The sequence below is a fragment of the Phenylobacterium haematophilum genome (genome assembly GCF_014196295.1).
In the GTDB taxonomy this organism is placed as follows: Bacteria; Pseudomonadota; Alphaproteobacteria; order Caulobacterales; family Caulobacteraceae; genus Phenylobacterium; species Phenylobacterium haematophilum.
Map to the genome: position 1 here is coordinate 125,007 of NZ_JACIDK010000003.1, position 26,131 is coordinate 151,137.

Genomic DNA, 26,131 nt, shown 5'->3' on the forward strand with positions numbered 1-26,131 from the left:
TCGCGGGAGAAGGTGGCCCCGCGCAGCGGAGTCGGATGAGGGGGCGGGGACTTTCCGCCGCCTCATATCGGCGAGGCTGCCTTCCCCTCATCCGTCAGGCTTCGCCTGCCACCTTCTCCCGCAAGGGGGGAAGGGCGACCGAGCATGCGCATGAGCAAGAGACGCACGACCCTCCTCGTCCTCGGCGTTCTGCTGGTGCTGCTGTCCGCGGTCAGCATGGCCGCCGGCCGCGTCTGGGTGCCGCTCGCCGACTGGCTGAACCCCGGCGATCCACCCTGGTCGATCATCTTCGAGCTTCGGCTGCCGCGGACCATCCTGGCGATCGTCGTCGGCGCGGCGCTCGGCATGGCCGGCGCCGCCATGCAGGGCTACACCCGCAACCCGCTGGCCGATCCCGGCGCGCTCGGCGTCTCGTCGATGGGCGCGCTCGGCGCGGTGCTGACGCTCTATCTGGGCGCCGGCGCGGCCGAGCCCTGGGTGATCACCTCGTTCGCCATGCTCGGCGCCCTGGTCGCGGTGTTCCTGCTGCTGGCGCTGTCGGGCCGCGCCTCCAGCATCGTCACCTTCGTGCTGGCCGGGGTGATCCTGCAGACCATGGCGGGCGCCGGCGTCGCCCTGGCCCTCAGTCTCGCCCCCAATCCATGGGCCGTGAACGAGATCGTCAACTGGCTGATGGGCTCGCTGGCGGACCGCAGCATGCCCGAGGTGCAGACCGCCCTGCCGCTGATCGCCGTCGGCTGCGGCCTGCTGCTGATGACCGGCCGCAGCCTCGACGCCCTGACCCTGGGCGAGACCGGCGCACGCTCGCTGGGCGTCAACATGACCGCCGTCCGCTGGATGCTGGCGCTCGGCGTGGCGCTGACCGCCGGCGCCAGCGTCGCCGTGACCGGCGTCATCGGCTTCGTCGGCCTGATCGTGCCGCACCTGCTGCGGCCCCTCGTCGGCGCCCGGCCGGGCGGCCTGCTCTGGCCTAGCGCGCTCGGCGGCGCGGTGCTGGTGCTGGCCGCCGACATCGCCGTGCGCCTGACGCCCGCGGCTGGCGAGGTGAAGCTCGGCGTCGCCATGGCCGTGCTCGGCGGGCCGTTCTTCTTCGCCCTGTTGCTGTCCCTGCGCCGGAGGATCGCATGAGCCGCTTGCAAGCCAAGGACGTCCAGGTCCGCCTCGGCGGCAAGGCCGTGGTCGACGGCGTCAGCGCCGTCTTCGAGGGCGGTACGGTGACCGCCATCCTCGGCCCCAACGGCGCGGGCAAGTCGACCTTCCTCGCCTGCCTGGCCGGCCTGCGCCGCCCGCAGTTTGGCCACGTCGACCTCGACGGCGACGACGTGCTGGCTATGCCCCCGCGCGCCCGCGCCCGCCGTATCGGCGTGCTGCCGCAGACCCAGGAGGTCGCCTGGGCGGTCGAGGCGCGGATCCTGGTCGGGCTCGGCCGCACGCCGTTCATCGGCTCCAGCGGCCTCTCGATCGAGGACGCCGCCGCCATCGACCGGGCCATGGCCGCGGCCGGGGTGGTCGAGCTGGCCGACCGCGACGTCACCACCCTGTCGGGCGGCGAGCGCGGCCGCGTGCTGATCGCCCGCGCCCTGGCCGGCGAGCCGGAATGGCTGCTGGCCGACGAACCGCTGACCGGCCTCGATCCCGGCCACCAGCTCGACGCCGGCGAGCTGCTTCGCAGCCTCGCCCACGATCAGGGCAAGGGCGTCATCGTCACTCTGCACGACCTGTCGCTCGCCGCCCGCATCGCCGACCGGGTCATCGTCATGGCCGCCGGCAAGGTGCTGGCGGACGGCCCGCCGGCCAAGGCCCTGTCGCCGCAGGTCATGGCCCGCGCCTACGGCGTGCGCGCCCGTGTGGTTGAAGGGCAGGGCGGGCCGTTGATCGAGATCGTCGGGCGTGGCGGCTGATCCCTGGATCGTCCTCGCCGCGGCGGCGGTCGAGGGCGCCTTCGGCTATCCGCGCCGTCTTCCCCATCCGGTGGTCTGGATCGGCGCGGCGCTGGGGCGGCTCGAGGCGGCGCTCAACCACGGCGGCGACCTGCGCCGCCGCGCCGCCGGGATCCTGACCCTGCTGCTGGTCGCCGGCGCCGCGGGGCTGGCCGGCTTCCTGGTCGACAGGTTCCTGCAAGGCTGGGCGCTGATCCTGACGATAGCGCTCGCCTCCACGGGCCTCGCCGCCCGCAGCCTCTACGACCATGTGGCGGCGGTAAGTCGGGCGCTGGACCCCGGCGCCAACCTGCCGCTCGCCCGCGCAGCCGTTGCGATGATCGTCGGCCGCGACACCGCTGCGCTGGACGAGGCGGGCGTCGCCGCCGCCGCCCTGGAAAGCCTGGCCGAGAGCTTCAACGACGGCGTCGTGGCCCCGCTGTTCTGGTTCCTGATCGCTGGGCCGGCCGGCCTCTTCGCCTACAAGGCGGTCAACACCGCCGACAGCATGATCGGCCACCGTGAGCAGCCCTATCGCTGCTTCGGCTGGGCCGCGGCGCGCGCCGACGACCTGATGAACCTGATCCCCGCTCGCATCGCCGGCGCCCTGATCGCCCTGGTCGCCGGCTGTGGCTGGCGGGTCATGTGGCGCGATGCGGCCAAGCACGTCTCGCCCAACTCCGGCTGGCCCGAGGCGGCGATGGCCGGCGCGCTGGGTGTGCGGCTCGGCGGCCCGGCCAGCTATGACGGCGTTCCCCACGAGCGCCCGACCTTTGGCGAGGGCCCGCGTCCGTCGCCGCTGGACCTGAGGCGGGGGCTCGGGCTCTATCTGCGCGCCTGCGCGGTCCTCGCCGCCGCGCTCGCCCTCGGAGGACTGCTGTGGCCGCGTTGATGATCCAGGGATGCGGCTCGGACGTGGGCAAGTCGGTGCTGGTCGCCGGCCTTTGCCGGGTGTTCGCCAACCAGGGCCTGCGCGTGCGGCCCTTCAAGCCGCAAAACATGTCGAACAACGCCGCGGTCACCGCCGACGGCGGCGAGATCGGCCGCGCCCAGGCCCTGCAGGCCATCGCCTGCCGCACCCCCGCCACCGTCGACATGAACCCGGTCCTGCTCAAGCCGCAGTCCGACGTCGGCGCCCAGCTCGTGGTCCGCGGCCAGATGGCCGGGACCTGGCAGGCGCGGGGCTATCAGGACCGCAAGGCCGCCCTGCTGGACGTGGTGCTGGAGAGCTTCCGCACGCTCCAGGCCGAAAGCGACCTGGTCGTCGTCGAAGGCGCCGGCAGCCCGGCCGAGACCAACCTGCGGGCCGGCGACATCGCCAATATGGGCTTCGCGCGCGCCGCCCAGGTTCCGGTGGTGCTGGTCGGCGACATCGATCGCGGCCACGTCATCGCCGCCCTGGTCGGCGCCCACACGGTTCTGGAGCCGGCCGACCGGGACATGATCACCGGCTTCCTGATCAACAAGTTCCGCGGCGATCCCAGCCTGTTCGATGACGGCCGCGCGGAGATCGTCCGCCGCACGGGTTGGGCCGACCTGGGCATGGCGCCGTGGCTCGCGGCCGCGCGCCAGCTGCCGGCCGAGGACGCGGTGGCGCTCGACCGTGTCGGCGTCCGCCAGGATCGCAAGGTGCGCATCGCCGTGCCGATGCTTTCGCGCATCGCCAATTTCGACGACTTCGACCCGCTGCGGGCCGAGCCGCAGGTCGACTTCGGCTTCGTGCCGCCCGGCTCCCCGCTGCCCGGCGACGCCGACCTGGTGATCCTGCCCGGAACCAAGGCCACCATAGCCGACCTGGCCTTCCTGCGCGCCCAGGGTTGGGACATCGACCTTCTCGCCCACGTTCGCCGCGGCGGCCGGGTGCTGGGGATCTGCGGCGGCTTCCAGATGCTGGGGCGGACGATCGCCGACCCGGACGGCGTCGAGGGGCCGCCCGGCGGCGCCCCCGGCCTTGGCCTGCTCGACGTCGAGACCGTGCTGACCGGCGAAAAGGTTCTGCGACCCGCCGCTGGTCGGCTGGCCTCGGGCGCACCGTTCGCCGGCTACGAGATCCATGTCGGCCGCACCTCCGGCCCCGCGCTCCAACGCCCTCTGCTGATCCGTGAGGACGGCGCGGGGGAGGGGGCGCTCTCGCCCGACGGCCGTATCGCCGGCGCCTACGTCCACGGCCTGTTCGACCGCGCCGAAGCCCGCGCCGCGTTGCTGGCGGAGCTGGGTGCGACCTCGGACGGCCTCGACCAGACCGCGCGCGTGGACGCGGCCCTGGACGAGATCGCCGCGGTGCTGCAGTCGTCCTTCGACATCCCCCGCCTGGCGGCCATCGCCGGCCTGGAGCTCCGCGCATGACCCCGATCGCCGCCCTCGACCGCAGCCAGGAAGCCGCGTTCCGCGCCCTGGTCGACGGCAAGGCCAAGCCGCCGGGCGCGCTCGGCAAGGTCGAGGACCTCGCCGTCCGCCTGGCGCTGATCGCTGGTCGCACCGACCCGCGCTTCGACAACGCGTTGTTGCTGGTGTTCGCTGGGGACCACGGGCTCAACGAGGCCGGCGTCTCGGCCTATCCGTCCGCCGTCACCACGGCGATGGTCGCCACTCTGCTGGCCGGCAAGGCCAGCGCCAACGCCTTCGCCGGCGCGGTCGGCGCCCAGGTGATGGTCGTCGACGCCGGCGTCGACGCCGACCTGCCGCCGCACCCGGCCTTGATCGACGCCAAGGTCCGCAAGGGCACGCGCAACGCCCAGCTCGGCCCGGCCTTGACCCCCGACGAGGTCGAGAGCGCCCTGGCCCGCGGCGCGGCGATCGCCCGCAACGCCATCGAGGCGGACGGCGTACAGGTGCTGGCGGTCGGCGAGATGGGCATCGGCAACAGCGCCAGCGCCGCCCTGATCCTGCACCGCCTGGCCCCTGCGCCGCTGGCCGACTGCATCGGCTTGGGCGCCGGCCATGACGCCGAGGGCCTGGCCCGCAAGCACGCGGTGCTGAGCCAGGCCGCGGCGCGGAGCGACGCAGCCGACCCGCGCGAGGTGTTGGCCCAGTTCGGCGGGCTCGAGATCATCGCCATGGCCGGGGCGATCCTCGGCGCGGCGGCGGCGCGCACGCCGGTGCTGATCGACGGTTTCATCGCCTCGACCGCCGCCCTTGCGGCGATCCGGCTTGAGCCGGCCTGCGCCGACTTCTGCATCTTCACCCACCGCTCGGCCGAGAAGGGCCACGCCATTGTCCTGGCCGCGGCCGGGGCCGACCCGCTGCTCGACCTCTCGATGCGGCTGGGGGAGGGGACCGGCGCGCTGCTCGCCCTGCCGATGGTCCGCGCCGCCGCGGCCATGCTGCGCGACGTCGCAAGCCTCGACGACGTTCTGGCCGGCCGTCTGTGAGCTTCGCCCTTCGTCAGTTGGGGCTGTTCCTGTGTGCGGTTCAGTTCCTGACCCGCTTGCCCACCCCGGCCCTGACCGGCTTCGAACCGGACTGGATTTCGCGAAGCGCCCGCTACTTCCCGCTGGTCGGCCTGCTGGTCGGCGGGATCTGCGCGGCGGTGTTCTGGGGCGCCTCGCAGCTCTGGACCGGCGCGCTGCCGGCCCTGCTGGCGATCGGGGTCGGGGTGCTGGTCACCGGCGCCTTCCATGAGGACGGCCTGGCCGACACCTGCGACGGCCTCGGCGGCGGCGGCACGTCAGAGCGCCGGCTGGAGATCATGAAGGATAGCCGCATCGGGACCTATGGCGCGCTCGGCCTGGGCTTCGTGCTGTCGACGAAGGTCGCCGCGCTGGCGACGCTGCCGGTGGGGCTGGGGGCCTGGACCCTGGTCGCCGCGCACGCGGGTGGCCGCGGCGCATCGGTGTTGGCCATGCGGGCTCTGGCCTATGTCCGCGACGTCGACGGCGGCAAGTGGAAACCGGCTCCGTCCGATCTCGGCTTCTGGGAGGTGCTGGCCGCCGCGACCTTCGCGGCCCTGCCGCTGGCCCTGTCGCCGGCCGGTGTGGTGTTTCAGGGTTTGCTCGCCGGGGCGCTGCTGGCGCTGGTCCTGGCGCTGGTCGCGCGCCGGCTGCTCGGCGGCTACACCGGCGACGTGCTGGGCGCGATCGAGCAGGTCTTCGAGCTTGGCTTCACGCTGGGCGTCGCCGCCGCTCTGGCCTGGCCGGTTTCCGAGCGCTGAGAATCGCGATCAAACTGCTCGACCTAGGCGGGAAGTATTCAGCTTTCATGGCGCCTGGGCGCCGCATACTGTGCTTCATACTGATTGAGTCCCTGAGACTACTGTCCGCGCGCCACGGAAATGCGTGATTGGCGGTGGATATACTCGTCCGGGGATGCGGAGACGTGGGGCGTCGGGCGAGACGATGACGGACGATGGCCAGGACGACGTCCGGGCGGCGGAAATGCGCCACCGCGCCGCCAACACCTTCCAGCTTATCTCCGCCCTCGCCCGTATGCGCGGCCAGCGGACGGCCGAACCGGAGGCCCGACGTCAGCTGGTCTGGATGGCCGACGCCATCGGCGCTCTCGGCGCGCTGGAGCGTCACCGCCGCGGGGATGGGGTCGACTTCCAGGCATATCTGCTGGAGATGGCGCCGGTCTGGCGTGTTCGGCAGGCCGCCGGTCATACCGAGGTCGTGGTCGAGGCCGAGCCGGTTATCGTTCCGGACCAGGCCGCTTCCACATTGGCGCTGATCATTCACGAGCTCGTCGCCAACGCGCTCGCCCACTCTTATCCGGAAGGCGGGGGCGGTCGGGTCGAAGTGCGGCTGTCAAAGGTCGGAGAGCGCTACGAGCTGGTCGTGCGCGATCATGGGCGCGGCTTCGATCCGGCTTCCCCTGGCGGGCGCGAGCGGTTCGGCCTGTGGTTCGTGCGAAGCCTGGCCGCCCAGGTCCGCGGCGAGTTGAAGCTCGACACCCGCGGCGGGGTCTGTGCGCAACTTCTGTTTTCGCTCTAGGCGCGCGCGGTCTCGGGCCGCGGCGGCGGGCCCAGCCGTTCGTACTGGCGGCGCACCGCCTCGTAGCACTCGCAGCTGGCTGACTGCAGGCCGTTGCGATCAACGATATCGACGACGCCCCGGCGATAGCGAATCCAGCCCTTCTCCTGCAGGCTGCGGGCGACAGCGGTCACGGTGGTGCGCTGCACCCCCAGCATGTCCGCCAGGAACTCCTGGGTCAGCGCCAGGGTGTCGCTCGAAATCCGATCATGGCAGGTCAGCAACCAGCGGCAAAAGCGCGCCTCGACCGAATGCAGCGCGTTGCAGGCCGCCGACTGGGTGGTGTGCGCCAGCAGCGCCTCGCCGTGGCGGTCGACCATTTCCCGGATGCGTGGGCTTTTGACCCATGCGTCGTGCAGTTGGCTCGAGCCGATGCGCGAACAGCGGCAGGGTGTTTGCACGATCGCCCGCGACAGCGAACGCCGCGGCGCCACCGCCGCCGACAGCCCGACCGCGCCTTCCCAGCCGATCGTGGCGCTTTCGATCGCCGCGCCGTTCTCCATCAAGGTCATCATCGAGACGACCCCGTCGTGCGGGAAGTAGACCACGTCGATGCGGTCGCCGGGCTCGTACAGCAGCCGGGCGCGCTCCAGGTCCATATGGGTGAGATGCGGCGCCACCAGCCCGAAGTCCTCGGCAGGCAGTGCGGCGAGTAAGCGATTTTGCACTGAACTCGAAGACCTTCGCAGCAGAGAATCAAGCGTCGCCATCCGGCTTGGCGTTAACCTAGTCCGAGCACTGCTTGATGACTGTCGTGAACACGACACAACTCTAAGGTCGTGCGGCGGCGGGGTCAGAACACGTGTCGAGAACTGGCGAATATAGACCGCCGTTCTTCAAAACATCGAAACGACCCGAAGTAAAACCGAGGCCCGGTTAGGGCGTCTACGGCTCAGTGGAAGTGCAGGTTCGCCCGTCCGCCCAGGTGCGGCTCGTGCTTGCGGGCGTTGGCCTTGGCGATCTCCCAGGCGAAGGTCACCGGCCCGGCCTGCGAGCACCACACTTCGGCGTCGCGGGCGTCCAGGCAGATCAGGGTGAGGCGCGGGTCGGTCTTGCCCTGCGGATGCCAGGCGGCAGCCACGGCGTTCCAGTACTTGGCGATCCGGGCCTCGTCGTGCTGCACCTTCAGGTGGCCGGTGATTGCGGCCTGCAGGTCACGCTGTTGGAACACGAACAGGCCCTCGGCGCCTTCGCCTATGCGGCGCGTCAGAGCAGTGTCGGTACGGGCGAAGAACCAGAGCCGCTCTCCTTCGCGTTCGACGAAGGCGGTCATCGGCTGCAGGATCGGACCATCCGCCAGGCCCAGCATGCCGGTCTGATGACGCTCGATGTCGTCCCACAGCTTGCGTTCGACGGCGGCGCGGTCGTTCATGTCGATGCTCATGAAGGCTCCTGCGACGATCTTGCATCGGCGCGGAACGCCCGCTGAGGGCCCGCGCGCTATAGCTTGAACCCGAAAGCAAAGTTGCGGTTCCGGCATCTTTCCCTTGCGTCACGCTTCCCAGAGCGCCGCCGCCTGGGCCATGATGGTCGAATTCTTTCGACTGCCGATTCAAAGTTGAGATCATTTCGATGAGCGAGATCGTCGTTCCCCGCCAATTCCGGGGACCTCCCTTCACGGCCAATGGCGGCTACATCTGCGGCGTGCTCTCCAACGCGGTCGGAGGCCGCGGCGTGGCGATGCTGCGCGCGGGCGTGCCGCTGGACACGGCCGTGACCCTGCAGCCCGGCGAGGGCGAAGGCGTGCTGCTGGTCAATGCCGAGGGCGCCGTGCTTGGCTCGGCCCGCCCGGCCGAGGACAGCCAGATTCCTACTCCGCCGCCGGCGCCGCCGAGCATCGAGGAGGCGCGGGCCTTCGGCGCGGCCTCGCCGTTCGCCACCCGCTCGCTGCACCGCGGCTGCTTTTCCTGCTGCGTCGAACGCGAGGCGGGCGAAGGCCTCGGCGTGTTCGTCGGCCAGATCGACGGCGCTCCGGCCGGCCACTGCGCTGGTGTCTGGACCCCGCACGCCAACTTCGCCGACGCTAATGGCGATATCCCCGACGAAGTGACCTGGGGCGCGCTCGACTGCTCGGGCTCGATGGCGTGGTGGATCAAGGCTGGCTCTCCGGTCGGCCTGCTCGGCACCATGGCCGGCGAGGTGCTGCGCAAGCCGAAGGCGGGCGAGTCCTACGTCGTCGTCGCCTGGGCGCGCGAGGTTGAGGGGCGCAAGCACTTCGCCGGCGTGGCGCTGTTCGACGGTGCTGGCGAGGTGATGGCCCGCTCTGGTCAGATCTGGATCGGCCGTCCGCCGGGCGCCCCGATGCCGCTGCCGCTTGGGGCGACTCAGCAGGCCTGACGGCCTATCCGCCCGATCAGGTTCAAGTTGACGGCGCGCCGCTAAAACGGCGCGCTGCAAGGGGTTTCGTCGTGAGTCGAGCCCCTTTTGACTTGTGATCATTGCGGCACGCCGATGGCGTTCAGCGAACAAAGTTCGCGGAACTTCCGTATATTTAACCTCTCGATAACCATGCAGGCGCAAGCTTCCCCTACGTCGCGACTAGAAGGGTCGTCCGATGTTCAAGGTGGAGTTTCACTTTCTGGGAGAGGGGCTCTGGTCCCGCGCGGCGCCGATGACGCAGACGGCGGCGACGCATCTGGCCAAGACTCTTCAGGACCTCGGCTTCGCCGACGAAGCGCGGGTCGTGCCCAGCCGCCCGGTGGAAAGCCGCGAAGAAGGCCGCACCTTCGACGTGCGCGTCTGACCGCCGCGCATTTGGGCGGGCGGACGTTTGCGCCGTGGCAATTGTTGATTGCGGCTTGAAGCGGACCGCGCGCGACTCTACGACGCGGAATCTGGGGGATTAACCGTGTCGCGTGATCGTACCTATCGCAGCCTCGAGTACCTGAGGAAAAGCGCCGCGACTTCCCGCGTGCTTAATCTGTGGCAGATCGCCCAGCGCGAGGGCGGCAAGCCCGAGCACCAGGAGAACCCGTTTTTCCGCAACTCGCTGCTGAACCGCAGCATGATCCTCAAGCACCGTGTGCGCGGCAGCGAGGTCGATCTCTTCGACTATCCGGTGCAGACCGCGACCAAGATACTGTTGCCGATCGCCGAGCGCGAGCTGCGCTACGGCGCGCGTTTCCTGTTCGTCGGCCAGCGCGACTTCGAGGAAGTGGCCGCTGCGTCCTTCGCCGAAGACCTGCGGCGCGGGTCCCGCGACCGGCTGGTGCTCGACATCATCTCCGGTCTACCCTCGCTCGATCCGTTCCTGATGCGCGAGAGCCTGAAGACCAACGGCTTCACGCCCGCCGCCTGCTACTTCAACCTCTCCGACGGCGACGTCGAGCGCATGTCGGCTTCGGCCCGGTTGGAACTCGAGCCGCTGGTGCGTATGTCGTTCGGCTCGGGCCACGCCTTCGCGGCCAAGTCGGCGACGCTGCTGTCCAAGCTGCTGTCGGACGCAGGCAGCGCCGAACTCGAGCCGCTGCGCCGGGTGATGAACATGGACGCCCAGCAGTTCCGCGAGGGCGTGTTCTGCTGGAAGGCCTTCCTTTATTACAAATGGCAGCTGCGCGACCTGCTGCCGCGGATCCGCAAGGTGGTCGACGAGATCGCGTTGATCCGCCCGGTCGGGCCGATGGAGCCCGACGACCGGGTCTATATCACCCGCATCAAGAAGGACCTGCGCGGCTGGATTTTCTCGGCCACGACGGCGGTGACGGAATCTCTGGCGGCCTACGACACCGCCTACCTGGCGATGACCGAGCGCAGCGACCCGGTGGCGTTCCGCGAGTTCCTGCTGCGTGCGCCGGCGATGTTCAACAGCCTTGGCGAGCGGCTCTCGGCCATCGAGCATGTCGCCAGCTTCTGGCGCTTCCGCTTCCCGGCCGGCCAGTTGCCCCGGATCGCCGTCGATGAGTTGATCGACATCTTCATGGACTTCGAGGCCAGCCTGAACACCGTCAGCGTCGAGCCGCTGCACATCGCATAAGAAAACGCCCCCGGCCGAGGCCGGGGGCGTCCTTGCGTCCGATATTGGCGTTCGTAATTAGAACGCGCCGACCGCGGCGATCACGCCCTGGCCGAGCGTGCCGCCGAACAGGTTCGTGGTCGAACCCAGCGAGGCGCCGGCTTGGTCGCGGTCGCGCAGGGTGCCGCCGAAGGTGTAGCGCAGGCCGATCTTGAAGGTGTCGGCCTTCAGGTCCGCGTCGTCCATCTCGCCGTGCTCGTAGGCGCCGGTGACGCTCCACGGGGTGCCGGCGAACTGGTACTCGGCGTCGGCGCCGATGTTCCACATGTCGAGGTCGCCGCCCTTGGCGTCGGCCTTGGTGTAGCCGGCGGCGCCTTGGACCTTGAAGGTGTCGGTGATGAAGTAGCGCAGCTCGGCGCGGCCGGCCCAGAAGTCCACATCGTCCAGGTCGTCCGATTGGCCGTAGCCGACTTGGCCGTACAGGGTGGTCTTCGGCGAGACGTTGAACTGGGCTTCGGCGCCGACCGCCCACAGGGTCACGTCGTCGCTCTTGTTCACGCCCAGGAAGCCGCCGGCCAGGCCGCCGTCGAAGGTCTTGTTCAGGTGGCCGGTCACGGCCCAGGTGGTGGCGTCGCCGCCATCGGCGTCAAAGTTCGTCACCGAACCATCGACGGCGCCGCGCAGCGACGAGCCGACGTCGAACGCCACCGCGCCTTCGCCTTGGAACACGTCGGCGTCGGTGTCGCCGAGCGCGCCGGCGTCGATTTCGGCGCGGCTATAGTTGGCGCCGACATGGCCGACGGTCTGGGCTTGGGCGGCGCCGGTCAGCGCGAAAAAGGCGGCCGCGGCGGCCGTCGCGATCAGTTGGGTCTTCACGTTCTTGTCCCCTTTTGGGCTTGAAACACTGGACCCCAGCTATGCCTGTCATGGCTCCGTCACAATGGCGGAACCCCTTGCATTTCACCGGTCTGCGAGTGGTGTGACCGGTCAGTCACAGTTTGCGCCACGCCCCTTGAAATGCGTTATTGGTGACCCATGGCCGGCGCCGAAACGGCAAGATTTCGCCTCGAAAGCCGTCGGTCCGGCCGCACATAGCGCCCTGCGACGCAACTCCGTGCCGCTTGCACCTGAAAAAAACCGTACGGATCGGTCGTTTGATGTCAAACGAGGTCGGAATTCGGCTTCGTGCGATCCGGCGGCCGTGCGCTCGAACGTCGGCCCCGATCGGCGCCAGGACATTTCCGGACTACCGCCGCCGCGCCCCGCGCCCTATCTGGCGGCCATGCATTCGCAAGTGACGCCCGAGAACCTGCGCGAACTGGTCGGCCGCTTCTATGGCCGCGCGCGCGCGGACGCGTTGATCGGCCCGGTGTTCAACGCCGCCATCGACGACTGGGACCATCACCTGGACCACATCGCCCAGTTCTGGGCCGCCGGCCTGCTCGGGGTCGGGCGCTTCACCGGCCGGCCGATGGCCAAGCACATGCGCCAGCCGATCACCCCGCCGATGTTCGACCGCTGGCTGGCGCTGTGGAAGGAGGCGACCGACGAGACCTATGTCCCGCCGATCGCCCAGGCGCTGCAGACCCGGGCCGGCCGCATCGCCGAGAGCTTCAAGCTCGGCATGTTCTATCGCCCGTCCGAAGATCAGGCGGCCGCGAACTAGTAGACCGACGCGTAGTTCCCCAGCGCGTTGCCGCTGGCGTCGCCGGCCCCGCTGCCGCCGTCGACCGGGATGATCGCGCCGTTTACATAGGCGGCCTTCTGCGTCGACAGGAAGATGGCCATGTCGGCGATCTCGTCCTTCTGGCCATAGCGGCGCATCGGGTTGCGGCTGGTGACCCGGGCCTCGGCCTCCGGGGTAGGGGCCAGTCGGGCCATGCCTTCGGTGTCGGCGATCGGACCCGGCGAGATGGCGTTGACCCGCACCCCGGCCGGACCCCATTCCAGCGCCAGGCACTTGGTCAGCATGTTGATCCCGGCCTTGGCCGCGCAGACGTGGGCCTGAAACATCGAGGCGCGCTCGGCTTGACCGGCGGTGATCGAGATCAGCGAGGCGCCCGGTCGGTTCAAGAACTCGAACGAGGCGCGCAGCACGTTGAACGTGCCGATCAGGTCGATGTCGACCACGGTCTTGAAGCCGTTGGCGCTCATGCCCAGGGCAGGGGCGACGAAGTTTCCCGCCGCGCCGGACAGCACGATGTCGATCGGGCCGAACTCGTCGTGGGTCCGCTTCAGCGCCGCCTCGACCGCCGCGTAGTCGCGCACGTCGGCGGCCATGCCGATGCAGGGGCCGAAGGCGGCGACCTCCTTGGCGGCCGCCTCGATCTTCTCGGGGCTGCGGCTGATGATCGCCACCTTGGCTCCGGCGGCGGCGAACCGCTTGGCGATGCCGAGGTTGATGCCGCTCGATCCGCCCGCCACGAAGGCGACCTTGCCGGCCAGTTCCTGGCTCATGTTCCTGCTCCTTGTTCCGTCCCTTGGTTGGCGTCGAGCTTATCCCTGGCGCGGCCGGCGAAGAAAGCCTGACCCCACGGAGCTTCTGTTTTCGAAAAATGGGTTTGGCGTGCGTCACGCGGGCGCTTGACGCGGGGTCCGCGGCTTGTTCATTATCACCGATAACCTAGAGGCCGCGGCGAGCGGTCCGCACCCAGGGCAAGGAAACAGATGACCGCCACCGACATGATCGCCGAGCGTCCGGCTTCCGCCGCCGTCCAACACTTCGACGTGCTCATCGTCGGGGCCGGGATTTCCGGCGTCGGCGCGGCCTATCACCTGCAGACCCAGCGTCCCGGGACCAGCTTCGTGGTGTTGGAGAGCAAGGACACCTTCGGCGGCACCTGGGTGACGCACAAGTATCCGGGCATCCGCTCGGACAGCGACCTCTACACCTTCGGCTACCGCTTCAAGCCCTGGACGGGCGCGCCGATCGCGACCGCCGCCGAGATTCTCAGCTACATGAACGAGGTGATCGAGGAGAACGACCTCGGCCGGCACATCCGCTACGGCCACAAGATCGTCGACGCCAACTGGTCCAGCGCCGACAACCTCTGGACCGTCGACGTGGTGCGCACCGATGGGACCAAGACCCAGTTCACCACCAACTTCCTGTTCATGTGCCAGGGCTACTACAAGCACGATCAGGGCTACACGCCGCAGTGGCCGGGCATGGCCGACTTCAAGGGCCAGATCGTCCATCCGCAGACCTGGCCCGACGACATCGACCTGAAGGGCAAGAACGTCATCGTGATCGGCTCGGGCGCCACCGCCGCGACCCTGGTGCCGAACATCGCCGACCAGACCGCCCACGTGACCTTGCTGCAGCGCTCGCCGACCTGGTTCGTGCCGGGCCGCAATGTCGACGAACTGGCCGACACCCTGCGCCAGCTGCAGATCGACGAGACCTGGGTGCACGAGATCGTCCGCCGCAAGCGCCTGTTCGACGGCGCGGCTTTCACCAAGCGGGCGATGGAAGAGACCGAGGCGGTCAAGGCCGAGCTGCTCGGCGGCGTGCGCGCCTTCCTCGGCGACCAGTTCGACGTCGACAAGCACTTCACCCCCAGCTACCGCCCCTGGCGCCAGCGCATCGCCTTCATCCCGGACGGCGACCTGTTCCGCGGCATCGCCTCGGGCAAGGCCTCGGTGGTCACCGACGAGATCGAGCGCTTCACCGAAAACGGCATCCTGCTGAAGTCCGGCGAGGAGCTGAAGGCCGACATCGTCATCAGCGCCACCGGCTTCGACCTCAGCGTCATGGGCGACATCCCGTTTGCGGTCGACGGCAAGCCGGTCGACTGGTCCAAGACTGTCACCTATCGCGGCATGATGTTCACCGGCGTGCCGAACCTGGCCTGGGTGTTCGGCTACTTCCGGGCCTCCTGGACCCTACGCGCCGACCTGATGGGCGACTTCGTGGCCCGCCTGCTCGGCCACATGCAGGACAAGGGCTACAAGACCGTGACCCCGGCCCTGCGGCCAGAGGACCAGGGCGAAGAACTGCGCCCGTGGATCGACCCGGAGAACTTCAATCCCGGCTATCTGATGCGCGGCATGCACCTCCTGCCCAAGAGCCTGGACAAGCCGGAGTGGCGCCACACCCAGGACTACTGGTCCGAGAAGGACGAGCTGCCGAACGTCGACCTCGACGAACCGGCCCTCGTCTACAGTTGATCCGGCTTGCGGCGTCTCCCCCTGGGAGGCGCCGCCTTTCATTCGGGCCCGGCTGAGACGCCGTGTCCGGGTTTCGCCCGATAGGCCCCCAGGCTTGACCGCATGATCCTGCCTCCCGCTTCAGGAGGCGCTCATGGACGTTCTCAAGGGCTGGGTGGACGGTGCTCCGCTGCTGGTGCTGGGTGTCGTCGTCCTGCTGCTGTTGTCCGCCGGTCTCGCCGCCGGCTTGGTCATTCGCCACCTCCACGACCGCGATCCTCGCCGAACCGGAAAGGACGATGACGGTCAGGAAGGCTACGTCGTCTCGGCCGTTCTGGGCCTGCTGGCCCTGCTGCTCGGCTTCACCTTCGCCTTGGCGGTCGATCGCTTCGAGGCGCGCCGGTCCCTGGTCCTACAGGAAGCCAACGCCATCGGCACCGCCTACCTGCGCACGCAGCTGCTGCCCCAGCCGCACCGCGAGCGGATCAGCGCCCTGCTGATCGACTACACCGAGAATCGCGTGGCGCTCGGCCAGAGCTCGGTGGCCGAGAACCCGCAATTGCTCGCCAGGAACAACAGGATCGTCACGGACCTCTGGGCCGCGACCGCCGCCGGCTTCCAGTCGATCAAGGGGCTCGACTTCTCCAGCGCCTATGTCGACAGCATGAACACGTTGATCGACCTCGACACCTCGCGCAAGGCAGCGCGGACGGTGCGGGTGCCGACCGAGGTGTTCGTGGTGCTGGTGATCTATCTGGCCGTCACCGCCGGGGTGCTGGGCTATGTGTTCGCCGGCCCGCGCGGACGGGCAGCCGCGGTGTTCATGCTGGGGCTTCTCTGGATGTCGATGCTGCTGATCGTCGACATCGACCGCCCGACCCGGGGCGGCATCCGCGAAAGTCAGCTGCCGATGCAGTGGACGTTGCAGACCCTCAAGACCACCCCGCCGGCCACCTACGATCGCTGGCTGACGCCGGAGCCCCCCGCTACGGTCCGCTAGCGGCAGCGGGTGATGGTGTCGGTCTGGCCCTTCGAGCGGATCTGGCCGCCGACCAGCACCAGGGTCTGCTCGGTGTCGGCGCACGCCTTGCGCGTGCGGCCCTTGCTCTGAACCGTCGTCACCTCGCGCCCGACCAACCGTGCGCTGGTCCCATCCTGCGAGATCTCGACCTTGTCGATCGTGCCCCGCTCGATCGAGGTCGCCCCCGCCAGGAACTTGGCCGCCTGGGCGCGGGCCTTGGGCAGGGTGCTGGTCCCATAGGGGATCATGCCGCCGTGCTTCACGTCGCGGGTCTGGTCGACGAACACCGCATCCCTGGTGAAGAGCGCGAAGTAGGCGTCCAGATCGCGGGCGTTCCAGGCCGCCTCCTGATTCTTGGCGAAGGCCCGCGCCTGCGCCTCGGTCAACCGGGGCGCAGCCTCGACGGGCGGCGCGATCAGCGCCGCCGCCAGCAGGAGAGGGGCCAGCCTCAGCGGTCCAGACCCAGCACGCGGGCGGCGTTGCCGCCCATCCACTTCTCGCGGACCGCCTGCTTCAGCGGCAGCTCATCGGTCTCGGCGACCAGTTGGTGCAGCGGCACCATCTGGGTGCCCCAGCCGGTGGCGAAGATGATCTTGTCCTGCAGGTTGCGCGCTCCGTAATAGATCAGCGCCTCATAGCCGGCGCCGGGCGCCAGCAGGTGCTTCACCCGCTTACAGGCGAAGTCGATGTAGACGTTCTTATGGCGCGAGGCGATCGCGCAGGCCTCGTCCACCCACGGCCAGCCGGTCAGCCCGGCGACGATCTTCAGCTCCGGGAACCGCACCGCCACCTCGTCCAGGTATTTCGGGTGCGCATAGTCGTACGGGCGGTCCGACAGCAGGTGCAGGCCGACCGTGATCCGAACCGGGATGTCCAACTCGACGCACTTGGCCAGGAAGGGCCAGTAGGCCGGATCGTTGATGTAGCGCTCCTCACGGTAGGACGAGATCTCGAAGCCCTTGCAGCCCCACTCGCGCACGCCGCGCTCAAGCGCCGCAACGCCCTCCTCGCCCTCGTCGCCCCAGATGCGGAACCAGGGGATCAGGCGGTCGGGATACTCGGCCGCGAACTTGGCGACGTCCTCGTTGCTGGCCCGACGTCCGGCGTTGCCGATGCAGGCGTAGCGGACCTGGGCGGTGTCGAGCATGCCGATCACCTGCTCGTGGCTCATCGCCCGGGTCATATCGACCTCGCAGAGCTTCAGCGCCAGGCTGGTCAGCCCGTCGCGTTCCTTGGCTGCGTTGAACTCCTCGAGGCTCATGCCGATCTGGGCGGCCCAGCCGGGCGCCATGTGCTGGGCGTAGCCTTCCTTGTCGAACCCGCGGCCCGACTTGATGAGCCGGACTGTGTCCTCGACCGCTTCCTTGGTCGGGGTGTCGCATTCGAAATCGATGATCATCATGGGCGTTTCGTTCCTAATGAATCGGTGGGCTCAGCGCCCTTATGCGGCGCACCCTAGCCCGCTATGCGCGGCAGGGAAGCGCTGGCGTCATGCAAGACGCAGGCTCATGTTGCGCACATGCGCCTCTACCTCTCCTCCTACCGCTTCGGCTCGGCGGTCGAGCGTCTCACAGCCCTGGTCCCGCCCGGGGCGCGGGTGGCGATGGTGTCCAACGCCCTCGACTTGGTCCCGGAGGAGTCGCGCAGGTCCTATGCCCGCAACGTCCACGACCCGCTGGCCGACCTGGCGGACATGGGCTTCGCGCCTTTCGACCTTGATCTGCGCCGCTGGTTCGGCGAGGCGGCCGGGCTGGAGCGCGACCTTGCCGATGTCGGCCTCGTCTGGGCGGTGGGCGGCAACGCCTTCCTGCTGCGCCGGGCCATGGCCCAGAGCGGACTCGACGCCATCCTGCAGCGTCGACTGGCTGAGGACAGCCTCGCCTACGGCGGCTGGAGCGCGGGCGCCTGCGTGGCCGGTCCGAGCCTGCGGGGGATCGACCTCATGGACGCGCCGGACGAGGTCGCCGACGGCTACGCCCCGGCCCCGATCTATGACGGCCTCGGCCTGGTCGATTTCGTCATCGTCCCGCACTTCGCTTCCGAGCATCCGGAGGCCGACGCGGCCTCGGTCAGCGCCGCCTGGCTGGCGCGCCAAGGCCTGGCTCATCGCACACTGCGCGACGGCGAGGCCATCGTGCGGGTGGGGGACGAGGTCGAGGTGTGCGCGTAGCGCGTACGCGGGCCGCCCGCTTCCCGCTTTACGATCCGTGTGCCGATAGGGGTTCGCCCTGGTGGTGACGAGCCTGCCGTCCCAAAGCTAGACTGTCGCAAAACGGCGGGAGTGAGGCGAATGGAGCGGACCAATCCGCTCGCCTGGCTGGTGCTGGCCGCATCGGTGATCGCAGGCGTCAGCTACATCGCCTCTTGGAACCTGGCCGGCTTTCCCGAATGGGCCGCGACCGCCTGGAAAGGCGCCGGCGTGGCGCTGCTGGCGGTCCATGCCGGCTTGCGCGCGCGCGGCCTCGACGGCTGGCTGATCTGCGCGGTAATGGCCTTCGGCGCGCTCGGCGACATCCTGCTCGAGACCCATGGCCTCAATGTCGGAGCCGTCGCCTTCCTGGTCGGCCATCTCGTCGCGATCGGCCTCTATCTGCGCAACCGCCGTTGGGGCCTGACCCTGGCCGACAAGCTGCTGATCGCGGTGCTGGTGCCAGGCACGGCGATCGCCGCCTATTTTCTGCCGACCGACCGGGCGCTCGGCGGCGGCGCGGCGCTCTACTCGCTCGGCCTGGCGATCATGGCCGCCTGCGCCTGGACCAGCCGCTTCCCTCGTATGCTGGTCGGGCTGGGCGCGCTGATGTTCGTGGTCTCGGACCTATTGATCTTCGGGCGGGCGGGACCGCTGGCCGGCGCGGCCTGGGTCGGGCTGGCGATCTGGGGCCTCTACTACTTCGGCCAGTTCCTGATCTGCGTGGGCGTGGTCGGCGGATTGACCCGCGGGCGGCGGCTCTGACGGTCAAGCTGCGACCTTTCGGCGCCCTGCGGCCGCCCACAATCCGCCCCTTTCGCCCCCAATGCAGGGCGCTCGCCGCGGTTGGGCCGCACGGACGAGGCTGTCGCCAGGGGAGGGCGAGACGATCACCGACGACCTACCCCCGATCGCCCGGGCCGAGCTCGCCCTGCGCGGCTGGCTGATGCGCCGCCGCCGGCCGGTGGTGCTGGCGCTTAGCGTCGTCCTTCACGGCCTGATCGTGCTGCCGATGATCCTGGCGCCGTCCGAGCCCATCGAGCCGGAGCCGCCGCCGATGGTCGTGCAGCTGGTCGAGATCCCCAAGCCGATCCCCATTCTCTCGCCGCCGGCTCCCGATCCGGAGCCCTCGCCGGCCCCGGCAGCCGCGCCGGTCGAAACCCCCAAGCCGACTCCCGCCAAGCCGCCGCCCAAGCGCCGGCCGACCCCGCGGCCGCCGCCGCCGGAGGTCGAGACCGTCCCCGCCAGCCGGGTCGAGGTCGCCAGCGTCGGCTCCGGGGTCGAACTCACCGACGCCCAGATCGCCGGCGCGGCCCGCGCCGGGTCGGGCTCGGGCTCAGGCGACGGAGCCGGCGGCGGCGAATGCGACATGCTGCGCTGGCTGCAGGCCAAGCTGCGCCAGGACCGCCGCGTGCAGGCGGCGATGGCCGGCGCGCATCGCGGCCGGCCGGTGATGGTCTGGAACGGCGACTGGGTGGTCCATCCCGGCCAGGAAGGCGGCGGGCTGGCCGCCGTGCGCGAGATCATGACCTGGGAGATCGCCTATGCGCCCGAGGCCTGCCGCGCCGAACGGGTCCGCGGCCTGGTGCTGATCTCGCTGCGCGACGGGGCCGGCGGCGCCCACATCGCGCTCGGCGACGGCGACTGGACCTGGAGCGATCTGATCCACGCGCGTTCGGCCGTCACCCACGGCAAGACTCTGCGCCGTTAGAACTCGACGCCCTGAGCCATGAAGGCGCTGAAGACGTCGTTGTCTTTCCGCACCGAGTAGCGGGTCGTCGGCCGCGGGACGTGGCCGTGCGGGCTGAGGCGGATGGCCTCGAAGAACGCCCGGTCCGACTGCATGCCCGGCCCCTGCGACCAGCGCCCCAGCGTGCGCAGGGCGATCAGCTTGTCGATCATCAGACAGTTCGGGTCGACGAATCCGCCGCGCGCGGCGAAGCGGCCGCGGTCAGGCCCCACCGAATCCCAGCGGTCGACCCCCAGCTCGCGGCCGGTGTCTTCCTCGATCAGCATGCGCAGGCCGTAGGCCCAGGCCTTGCCCTCGATCGCTCCGCGCAGGGCGGAGAGGTGGTCGCGGGTCCAGCTGTTGTCGTCGTCCAGATAGGCCACGTGCCGGGCGTTGGCCATGAATGTCAGGATGGTGCGCAGCGCCCCGCCGTCGGTCGCCCTATGGACGCCGCCGTGCCGGATCGAAGTTGAATAGGGCAGCGTCAGCATCAGCACGTCGACGTTCGCAGGGCGCTGCGCCAGCAGCTCCAGCAGCGCCGCCGGCGCGGGCGTGGGCGCATCGACGCCGACCAGCACCTGAATGCGTCCCTTCAGATCCTGGGCGAACACCGAGGCCAGCGCCCTCAGCAGCGACGGGCGCAGCACGCTCGGGGTGACGACGGCGACGTCGTAGGGGATTTGCGGGTCGCCGGCGCCGCCGAACCAACTCCCGAGCGATCCTGATTGCATCGACATCCTATGACGCCTGACCCGCGCGGCGGTCGGCGGCGCTTGCACCGACCGGGCGTGGGCGTGGGCGCTATTCGGCGAGGAACGCTTCGGTCTCGCGCATGAATTCGTCCAGCTTGTCGTGGTGCACCCAGTGGCCGGCGCCCTCGAAATTCACCAGCCGGGCGTTGGCGAAGTTCTCGATCCGGCCGTCCTCGACCGGGTCGGAGGCCCACGACTCCATGCCGCGCATCAGCAGCACCGGACAGGTGATGTTGCGCCACAGCTGGTGCTGGTCGGCGTGCGAGAGGCCTCCGACGCCGCCCCAGCGGGCGTGGTTGTCGAACTTCCAGGAAAAGGTGCCGTCCTCGTTCTGGTGCGCGCCATAGACGGTCAGGTGGCGGGCCTGCTCGGGCGACAGGTGCGGGTTCTCCTCGGCCATCCGCGCGGTGGCGTCGTCCAGGCTGGCGTAGCGGCGCGGCGCGCGGCCGGAGTTCTCGCGGCGGTCGGCGATCCAGCCGCGCAGCCGCGCATCGACGCTCTTCTTGGACTGCTCGGCCATCACCTTGGGCGAGGGGCCGAGGCCTTCGATGGCGACGATCTTCTTCACCTGGTCGGGGAACGTCCCGCAGTAGTTCAGCGAGATCCCCGCGCCCATCGAGTGCGAGATGATCGTCACCGGCGCCATCGCCTTCTGATGCACCAGCTGGGCGATGTCGTAGAGATAGGCGCTCATGTCGTAGCCGCCGCCGACCGCCCAGGCGCTGTCGCCGTGCCCGCGCAGGTCCGGGGCGATGATGTGATAGCGGTCGCGCAGCCGCTCGGCGACCCAGTCCCAGTTGCGGCAATGGTCGCGTCCGCCATGCACCAGCAGCAGCGGCGGCGCCCCTTCGTTGCCCCAGTCCACATAGTGCAGGCGCAGGCGCTGCGAGAAGTAGAAGTGCGACGTTGGCCCGTGCATGCGAACTCTCCGTTGTCGGAACGCAGGCCCTTAGCATCCCCTGCGCGGCAGGCTCCACTGTCTCGCGCAGCCGCGGATCGACGAAAGCCGCCGCCGGTACGACGAAATCGGCGGGAAACGCCAATCCTTACATCGGCTTAATTGGACTAACAGCGCTCGGGCGGCGCAAATGCCGGCGCTGTTTCAGGAGCCCCAGCCATGAAGTCCCTGCTCGCCGCCGCCGCCGCTGTCGCCCTGCTGGCGCCGGCCGCCGCTCACGCCGATCCCGCCGCCGACGCCCTGGCCCGCTATGTCGCCTGGCGCGGCGGCGCGCCGTTCGCGAAGGCGCAAGGGCTGGCCGTGCGCGGAACCATGGACAACGGCCGCTATCAGGGGACGGTCGAGCGCCGCATCGAGCCGGGGCGCCTGGCCGAGCACATCGCCGTCGGCTCGGCCGACATGCGCCGCGCCCTGATCGGCGAGGACGGCTGGACCGTCACCTTGAGCGGCCAGGTCGAGGACGCCGGCGAGCCCGCCGCCAAGGAGGCCGCCCGCCGCCGGCTGGCCGCCTTCGACGACGCCTTCGACGGCCGCCATGGGCAGGTGACCCTCGCCCCCGACGAGACCTTCGACGGCAAGCCGGTCCAGGTGCTGCGCGTGGCCTTCACCGGCGGCGGCGCCTACGAGCTGCTGCTCGACCCGGCCAGCGGCGCCCTGCTCGCCGACCGCATGACCGACGAGGGCGTGGCCACCACGACCCGCTACGCCGACTGGCGCATGGTCGAGGGCGTGCGCATGGCGTTCCGCCAGGTCCAGCAGACGCAGGGCGAGCCGCTGACCCTGACCACCGCCCTGACCTCGGTCGATATCGACCCGGCCCCCGACGCGGCGGCCTTCGCCCGGCCGGAGCCGCGGCGGATCTACAGCTTCCCGCAGGGCCGCGCGGCGACCGCGCCGCTCGCCTTCGAGCTCTTCCTCGGCAACCGCATCGTCATCCCGGCCGCGGTCAACGGCGTCGCCACCCCGGTCATGCTCGACAGCGGGGCCGAGGTCACCGTCCTCGACAAGGCCTATGCCGAGAAGCTCGGCATCAAGCCCGACGGCCTGGTCGCCGCCCTCGGCACCGGCGGGCGCGACGTCGCCGAGCTGGCCAGCGGCGTCACCCTGACGCTGGGCGAGGTGGAGCTGAAGGACGTCACCGTCGCGCTCATGGACCTCTCGCCGATCGCCGCCGGCATCGGCCGCCCGCTGCCGGCCATCCTCGGCAAGGAGGTGCTCAACGTCCTGACCGTCCAGCTCGACTTCGCCGGCAAGACCATCACCTTCCACGACCCCGCGCGCTATCAGGCCCCGGCCGGCGCCGTCGCCGTCCCGGTCAGCAATGTCGGCGGCCTGCACGCGATCCCGGTCTCGATCGAGGGTGCGGACCCGGTGCTCATGCACTTCGACCTCGGCAACGGCTCGCCGATGCTGGTCTATCCCAACTACTGGAAGCCCCAGGCGATGCTGGCCCGCCGCCCGGCGTCCAAGACCCTCTCCGGCGGGGTCGGGGCCGGCGGGCCGCGCGCCCGCACCATCGCCACGGTCAAGACCATCGCCATCGGCGGCGTCGAGGTGCGCGACATCCCCGCCGTGTTCGGCGACGAGGACAACAGCGTCTTCAACATCGGCCACACCTCCGGCAACGTCGGCATGCCGGTGCTCAGCCGCTTCGGCCTGACCACCGACTATGCGCGTAACCGCCTGCTGCTGACCCCGCGCCCCGACGCCCTGGCCGCCCCGTTCGTCAAGGACCGCGCCGGCGCCTTGGTCCGCCCGGCCGAAGGCGGCCTCGCCATCGCCCTGGTCGCCCCCGGCTCGCCGGCCGAGGCCGCGGGCCTGAAGGCCGGCCAGCTGATCACCGCCCTCGACGGCCGCCCGGCCTCAGAGCTCGGCGTCGCCGGCTATACCGCCCTGCGCACCGCCAAGGCGGGCGGCGTCCTGACCCTGACCCTGCAGGACGGCGCCCAGGTCCCGCTGACCTTGAAGGACTACTACTGAGGCTCGCCCACGCCTTCGTGTGTCATCCCGGTTTCGGCGCCGCCGAAGACCGGGACCGACCGGATGGGGCAGGACGCAGCTCGGCCCCGCCCGCCCGAGAAGCCTCAGTCCTCGTCCAGCAGCCCGTGCAGCCAAGGCCCGCGCGCCACCCGCCCGCCGTGGTCGCCGAACAGCGGACCGGCCTCGTCCTCGTCCCTCAGCGCCACCGGCGCCGTCCGCCCGCCTGGCCGATAGTGCTTGGGCGTCAGCCGTCCCAGCCGCTCCTGAAGCTGCGCCACCTGGGCCATGGCCGCGCCGACCTGCGTCCAGTGGCACGAGCCGGCCACATGCTCGATCTTCAGCTCCAGCCACATGCGCTGCTCCTCGCGCGCGGCCAGGTACATGGCCTCGAACACCGGGAACCGCTTCAGCCAGGTATAGACCGCCTTCAGCGACGGCATGTCCGGGCGCGCGCAGATGGCGCTCAGCGCCTGGCCGGCGGCCAGCCGCACGCACACCGCCAGCGCCGCCTCCATCGTAAAGGTGCTCTTGCGCCCGGACCCCGCCGGCCGCCGCCGGCGCAGGCCGCGCGCCACATCCTGATCGCGCCGCGCCGCCGTCGCCCGCGCCAGCGAGGCGGCCTCCATCTGCCGCTTCCAGGCCAGCTTGTCGCGGCAGGCGTCGTACATCGCCGCGAACTCCGGATGCATCTTCCGCCAGTGAAAGATGGTGGCGTAGGACGGCATGGCCGGATCGGCGGCGATCTCCCGGATCGTCAGCCCGTCGCACATCCGCTGGCAGATCTCCCAGCCGAGGTTCGGATGGTACTGGCTCGCCTTGGCGCCGCCCTTGTGGTCGATGACGGGCAGGGGCGGGGACGGAGGTCGGGCCATGGCGCGGAGCATCGCGTGGCGGAGCGTCGGAAGCGGACGTGGGCGTGCGGGCGCTGCTTAGGGCTCCTAGCCGTCATCCCAAGCTCCGCTTCCGGGTGCCTCGGCGGGAGCGTGAGCTGATGACTCGGTTTGGCTCATCGGAGGCACTGGCGAGGTTCGCTGCGCGCGCTGGGCCGGCGTGTTCAGCGATGCCGCATGGCGGCCCACGAAATGAGCGATCCAACCGCTCATTTCCGTGCCAAGAGGTACGGGACCCCTTCTAGGGTTGCCGCGCATGTTAACTTTGCTTCGGCACGACTCGGGAGAGTGCAATGCGGTTAGGCCTCGGCCTCGGCCTTGGAATCATTCCCAGTTCTGCGCGTCCACAGCCGAAGATCACAAACGGTGGACCGGAACTGCTGCTTCAGGCCGAATTAGTGCAGCCAAATGGTGCGACGGACGAGGGTGCGCTTGTCCGCGCGGTCGCGCTGCCCTGGTTAGAAATTGTGGAGCATTTGGAAAGAGATCCGGCCTTTCTTGCGCACTTCGCTCAACACCCGCGAAAATTCGAGGAATTCATCGCGGCGTCCTATGAGCGCGCTGGCTTTGATCAGATTACGCTCACACCGCAGCGTGGTGATCGCGGGCGCGATGTGATCGCCGTCAAGCATGGGTTCGGCTCGATCCGCTTCTTGGAGCAGACAAAGGCATATGCGCCAGGGCATCTCGTGACTCACGATGACATCCGCGCGATGGTCGGCGTGCTTGGCCTGGACCCAAATTCGTCTAAGGGGCTCGTCACTACCACCTCAGACTTCCAGCCGGGCATCCTCAAGCCGGACAGCGAGTTCGCGAAGATCATGCCGCACCGTCTGGAACTGAAAAACGGGGAGGCTCTGATGCGCTGGCTCAAAGAAATAAAGGCGCAGCCATGACTCTCACAGATAGAGGCTGGCGCCATGACGTGCAGGGAGCACCAGAGTGGACGAGGCGGGAGATAGGAGGGGGTTGAGCGGCTAGGAACGCGCCTCCGGGGAGGTTCCACGACCGCGCGGGCCGTCAGGTCGTCGAGGGTGGTTTCGAAGGCTTGGCCACGGGCGCTACCCCTTTGGCAGGTTGAACCTCAGCTTGAGCAACACGCTCGCCCCTTCGACTGCCCTGGGGTTTGTCTGCTGAGGCTTCAGCTTGAAGTATCTAGACAGCGCCAGTCCGGCTTGGCCGAATGCGTATCCAACGGGCGCTTGGCTCAGCACCCGGCAGTTGTCCAAGGTCTGAGCCTGAGTGATGCGGCACACGAGCTCCGTCCGGCCCTCGACGTTGCTGCGCATGGCGTAGTCCGGAAACACACGCGCAAAGTCCTCTCCGCGAGGGAGCTGCGCCCAGTCGACCTGGTTGGCGAGTAAGGCTTCCGGTGGGGGCTCCCCGGCGGTCGCGGCGACCGGCGCGGCGGCGAGCAACATGATGAAGAGCGGTTTCATGATGTGAAGCTTCACCATGAGAGGGGCGTTGTCGAGCATCGCCGATAGGTGCGCGCGCCGGCCCAGCAGATCCGCCAGTAGTGGGAGGCTGAATAGTCCCAAACAAAAACCCCGCCGGCTCGTGCCCGCGGGGTTTCGTTTGCTCTCCATGACCCCGCGCCCCGGCGGGCCGGGGCGCGAAGCTCAA

The 26,131-nt window shown here is 69.6% G+C and carries 28 protein-coding genes; 18 read left to right on the forward strand and 10 right to left on the reverse strand.

Going from position 1 to position 26,131, the window contains the following annotated elements:
* Nucleotides 1-150 precede the first annotated feature (150 nt).
* From GGQ61_RS11455 to GGQ61_RS11485, 7 genes are all read left to right on the forward strand, one after another.
* Nucleotides 151-1,128: a FecCD family ABC transporter permease gene (locus tag GGQ61_RS11455; RefSeq protein WP_183772701.1), complete on the forward strand. Its 978-nt coding sequence runs from the start codon at nucleotides 151-153 to the stop codon at nucleotides 1,126-1,128.
* Complete coding sequence (locus GGQ61_RS11460; protein WP_183772703.1) at nucleotides 1,125-1,901, forward strand: ABC transporter ATP-binding protein; 777 nt, start codon at nucleotides 1,125-1,127, stop codon at nucleotides 1,899-1,901. The genes GGQ61_RS11455 and GGQ61_RS11460 overlap by 4 nt, the downstream gene beginning before the upstream one ends.
* On the forward strand, nucleotides 1,891-2,811 hold the full coding sequence (gene cbiB, locus GGQ61_RS11465) for an adenosylcobinamide-phosphate synthase CbiB (RefSeq protein WP_183772705.1): 921 nt from the start codon (nucleotides 1,891-1,893) through the stop codon (nucleotides 2,809-2,811). Before GGQ61_RS11460 ends, cbiB begins: the two co-directional genes overlap by 11 nt.
* Complete coding sequence (locus GGQ61_RS11470) at nucleotides 2,799-4,265, forward strand: cobyric acid synthase (protein ID WP_183772707.1); 1,467 nt, start codon at nucleotides 2,799-2,801, stop codon at nucleotides 4,263-4,265. The genes cbiB and GGQ61_RS11470 overlap by 13 nt, the downstream gene beginning before the upstream one ends.
* Nucleotides 4,262-5,290, forward strand: coding sequence for a nicotinate-nucleotide--dimethylbenzimidazole phosphoribosyltransferase (gene cobT / locus GGQ61_RS11475; protein ID WP_183772708.1), 1,029 nt, complete (start codon nucleotides 4,262-4,264; stop codon nucleotides 5,288-5,290). The genes GGQ61_RS11470 and cobT overlap by 4 nt, the downstream gene beginning before the upstream one ends.
* Nucleotides 5,287-6,069, forward strand: a complete 783-nt coding sequence (cobS, locus tag GGQ61_RS11480) for an adenosylcobinamide-GDP ribazoletransferase (RefSeq protein WP_183772709.1) — start codon at nucleotides 5,287-5,289, stop codon at nucleotides 6,067-6,069. The genes cobT and cobS overlap by 4 nt, the downstream gene beginning before the upstream one ends.
* Nucleotides 6,070-6,253: 184 nt before the next feature.
* Nucleotides 6,254-6,847, forward strand: a complete 594-nt coding sequence (locus GGQ61_RS11485) for a sensor histidine kinase (RefSeq protein WP_183772710.1) — start codon at nucleotides 6,254-6,256, stop codon at nucleotides 6,845-6,847.
* On the opposite strand, the gene GGQ61_RS11490 is transcribed toward GGQ61_RS11485, so the two are convergent.
* Nucleotides 6,844-7,554 (reverse strand): Crp/Fnr family transcriptional regulator, encoded by a 711-nt coding sequence (locus GGQ61_RS11490; RefSeq protein WP_343056125.1) that lies wholly within the window; start codon nucleotides 7,552-7,554, stop codon nucleotides 6,844-6,846. The two genes, GGQ61_RS11485 and GGQ61_RS11490, sit on opposite strands and share 4 nt — an antisense overlap.
* A gap of 224 nt (nucleotides 7,555-7,778) precedes the next feature.
* Nucleotides 7,779-8,270: a pyridoxamine 5'-phosphate oxidase family protein gene (locus tag GGQ61_RS11495; protein WP_183772712.1), complete on the reverse strand. Its 492-nt coding sequence runs from the start codon at nucleotides 8,268-8,270 to the stop codon at nucleotides 7,779-7,781.
* A 188-nt stretch (nucleotides 8,271-8,458) separates the two neighbouring features.
* On the opposite strand from GGQ61_RS11495, the gene GGQ61_RS11500 reads away from it, so the two are divergent.
* From GGQ61_RS11500 to GGQ61_RS11510, 3 genes are all read left to right on the forward strand, one after another.
* Entirely contained in the window at nucleotides 8,459-9,223 is a 765-nt protein-coding gene (locus GGQ61_RS11500; protein WP_183772714.1) for a hypothetical protein, read from the forward strand.
* Nucleotides 9,224-9,440: 217 nt separating this feature from the next.
* Nucleotides 9,441-9,629, forward strand: coding sequence for a hypothetical protein (locus tag GGQ61_RS11505; protein WP_183772716.1), 189 nt, complete (start codon nucleotides 9,441-9,443; stop codon nucleotides 9,627-9,629).
* 105 nt (nucleotides 9,630-9,734) lie between these two features.
* The gene (locus tag GGQ61_RS11510; RefSeq protein ID WP_183772717.1) at nucleotides 9,735-10,859 is read left to right on the forward strand and encodes a hypothetical protein; all 1,125 of its coding nucleotides are present in this window, start codon (nucleotides 9,735-9,737) and stop codon (nucleotides 10,857-10,859) included.
* A gap of 57 nt (nucleotides 10,860-10,916) precedes the next feature.
* On the opposite strand, the gene GGQ61_RS11515 is transcribed toward GGQ61_RS11510, so the two are convergent.
* Nucleotides 10,917-11,714, reverse strand: a complete 798-nt coding sequence (locus GGQ61_RS11515) for an outer membrane protein (protein WP_183772718.1) — start codon at nucleotides 11,712-11,714, stop codon at nucleotides 10,917-10,919.
* 406 nt (nucleotides 11,715-12,120) lie between these two features.
* Here GGQ61_RS11515 and GGQ61_RS11520 point away from each other — a divergent pair, with 406 nt between their 5' ends.
* Nucleotides 12,121-12,504, forward strand: coding sequence for a group III truncated hemoglobin (locus GGQ61_RS11520; protein WP_183772721.1), 384 nt, complete (start codon nucleotides 12,121-12,123; stop codon nucleotides 12,502-12,504).
* On the opposite strand, the gene GGQ61_RS11525 is transcribed toward GGQ61_RS11520, so the two are convergent.
* A complete protein-coding gene (locus GGQ61_RS11525; RefSeq protein ID WP_183772725.1) occupies nucleotides 12,501-13,295 on the reverse strand; it encodes an SDR family oxidoreductase in 795 nt (264 codons plus the stop codon). The two genes, GGQ61_RS11520 and GGQ61_RS11525, sit on opposite strands and share 4 nt — an antisense overlap.
* A gap of 210 nt (nucleotides 13,296-13,505) precedes the next feature.
* Between GGQ61_RS11525 and GGQ61_RS11530 the strand changes: the two genes are divergently transcribed.
* A complete protein-coding gene (locus GGQ61_RS11530) occupies nucleotides 13,506-15,008 on the forward strand; it encodes a flavin-containing monooxygenase (RefSeq protein ID WP_183772730.1) in 1,503 nt (500 codons plus the stop codon).
* 133 nt (nucleotides 15,009-15,141) lie between these two features.
* Nucleotides 15,142-15,987, forward strand: coding sequence for a bestrophin-like domain (locus GGQ61_RS11535; RefSeq protein ID WP_183772731.1), 846 nt, complete (start codon nucleotides 15,142-15,144; stop codon nucleotides 15,985-15,987).
* On the opposite strand, the gene GGQ61_RS11540 is transcribed toward GGQ61_RS11535, so the two are convergent.
* Both GGQ61_RS11540 and GGQ61_RS11545 read right to left on the reverse strand, forming a co-directional pair.
* The gene (locus GGQ61_RS11540) at nucleotides 15,984-16,394 is read right to left on the reverse strand and encodes a YybH family protein (RefSeq protein WP_183772734.1); all 411 of its coding nucleotides are present in this window, start codon (nucleotides 16,392-16,394) and stop codon (nucleotides 15,984-15,986) included. The genes GGQ61_RS11535 and GGQ61_RS11540 overlap by 4 nt on opposite strands.
* A 62-nt stretch (nucleotides 16,395-16,456) precedes the next feature.
* The gene (locus tag GGQ61_RS11545) at nucleotides 16,457-17,410 is read right to left on the reverse strand and encodes an amidohydrolase family protein (protein WP_183772738.1); all 954 of its coding nucleotides are present in this window, start codon (nucleotides 17,408-17,410) and stop codon (nucleotides 16,457-16,459) included.
* A 117-nt stretch (nucleotides 17,411-17,527) separates the two neighbouring features.
* Here GGQ61_RS11545 and GGQ61_RS11550 point away from each other — a divergent pair, with 117 nt between their 5' ends.
* The 3 genes from GGQ61_RS11550 (at nucleotide 17,528) to GGQ61_RS11560 (ending at nucleotide 19,907) form a co-directional block, all read left to right on the forward strand.
* Nucleotides 17,528-18,178, forward strand: coding sequence for a Type 1 glutamine amidotransferase-like domain-containing protein (locus GGQ61_RS11550; RefSeq protein ID WP_183772753.1), 651 nt, complete (start codon nucleotides 17,528-17,530; stop codon nucleotides 18,176-18,178).
* Nucleotides 18,179-18,298: 120 nt separating this feature from the next.
* Nucleotides 18,299-18,961: a lysoplasmalogenase family protein gene (locus tag GGQ61_RS11555; protein WP_183772759.1), complete on the forward strand. Its 663-nt coding sequence runs from the start codon at nucleotides 18,299-18,301 to the stop codon at nucleotides 18,959-18,961.
* A 61-nt stretch (nucleotides 18,962-19,022) separates the two neighbouring features.
* Nucleotides 19,023-19,907, forward strand: a complete 885-nt coding sequence (locus GGQ61_RS11560; RefSeq protein WP_246370813.1) for a hypothetical protein — start codon at nucleotides 19,023-19,025, stop codon at nucleotides 19,905-19,907.
* Here GGQ61_RS11560 and GGQ61_RS11565 read toward each other — a convergent pair.
* Both GGQ61_RS11565 and GGQ61_RS11570 read right to left on the reverse strand, forming a co-directional pair.
* Entirely contained in the window at nucleotides 19,904-20,662 is a 759-nt protein-coding gene (locus GGQ61_RS11565) for a glycosyltransferase family 2 protein (RefSeq protein WP_183772764.1), read from the reverse strand. The genes GGQ61_RS11560 and GGQ61_RS11565 overlap by 4 nt on opposite strands.
* A 64-nt stretch (nucleotides 20,663-20,726) precedes the next feature.
* Nucleotides 20,727-21,596, reverse strand: coding sequence for an alpha/beta fold hydrolase (locus tag GGQ61_RS11570; RefSeq protein ID WP_183772770.1), 870 nt, complete (start codon nucleotides 21,594-21,596; stop codon nucleotides 20,727-20,729).
* A 198-nt stretch (nucleotides 21,597-21,794) separates the two neighbouring features.
* Between GGQ61_RS11570 and GGQ61_RS11575 the strand changes: the two genes are divergently transcribed.
* Nucleotides 21,795-23,615, forward strand: coding sequence for an aspartyl protease family protein (locus GGQ61_RS11575; RefSeq protein WP_183772778.1), 1,821 nt, complete (start codon nucleotides 21,795-21,797; stop codon nucleotides 23,613-23,615).
* Between the two features lie 104 nt (nucleotides 23,616-23,719).
* Here GGQ61_RS11575 and GGQ61_RS11580 read toward each other — a convergent pair whose 3' ends face one another.
* Nucleotides 23,720-24,487 (reverse strand): terminase small subunit-like protein, encoded by a 768-nt coding sequence (locus GGQ61_RS11580; RefSeq protein WP_183772780.1) that lies wholly within the window; start codon nucleotides 24,485-24,487, stop codon nucleotides 23,720-23,722.
* A gap of 311 nt (nucleotides 24,488-24,798) precedes the next feature.
* Between GGQ61_RS11580 and GGQ61_RS11585 the strand changes: the two genes are divergently transcribed.
* Entirely contained in the window at nucleotides 24,799-25,401 is a 603-nt protein-coding gene (locus GGQ61_RS11585) for a restriction endonuclease (RefSeq protein ID WP_183772785.1), read from the forward strand.
* 165 nt (nucleotides 25,402-25,566) lie between these two features.
* Here the strand turns inward: GGQ61_RS11585 and GGQ61_RS11590 are convergent, their stop codons facing one another.
* Nucleotides 25,567-26,094, reverse strand: coding sequence for an energy transducer TonB (locus GGQ61_RS11590; protein ID WP_183772789.1), 528 nt, complete (start codon nucleotides 26,092-26,094; stop codon nucleotides 25,567-25,569).
* Nucleotides 26,095-26,131: the final 37 nt, after the last annotated feature.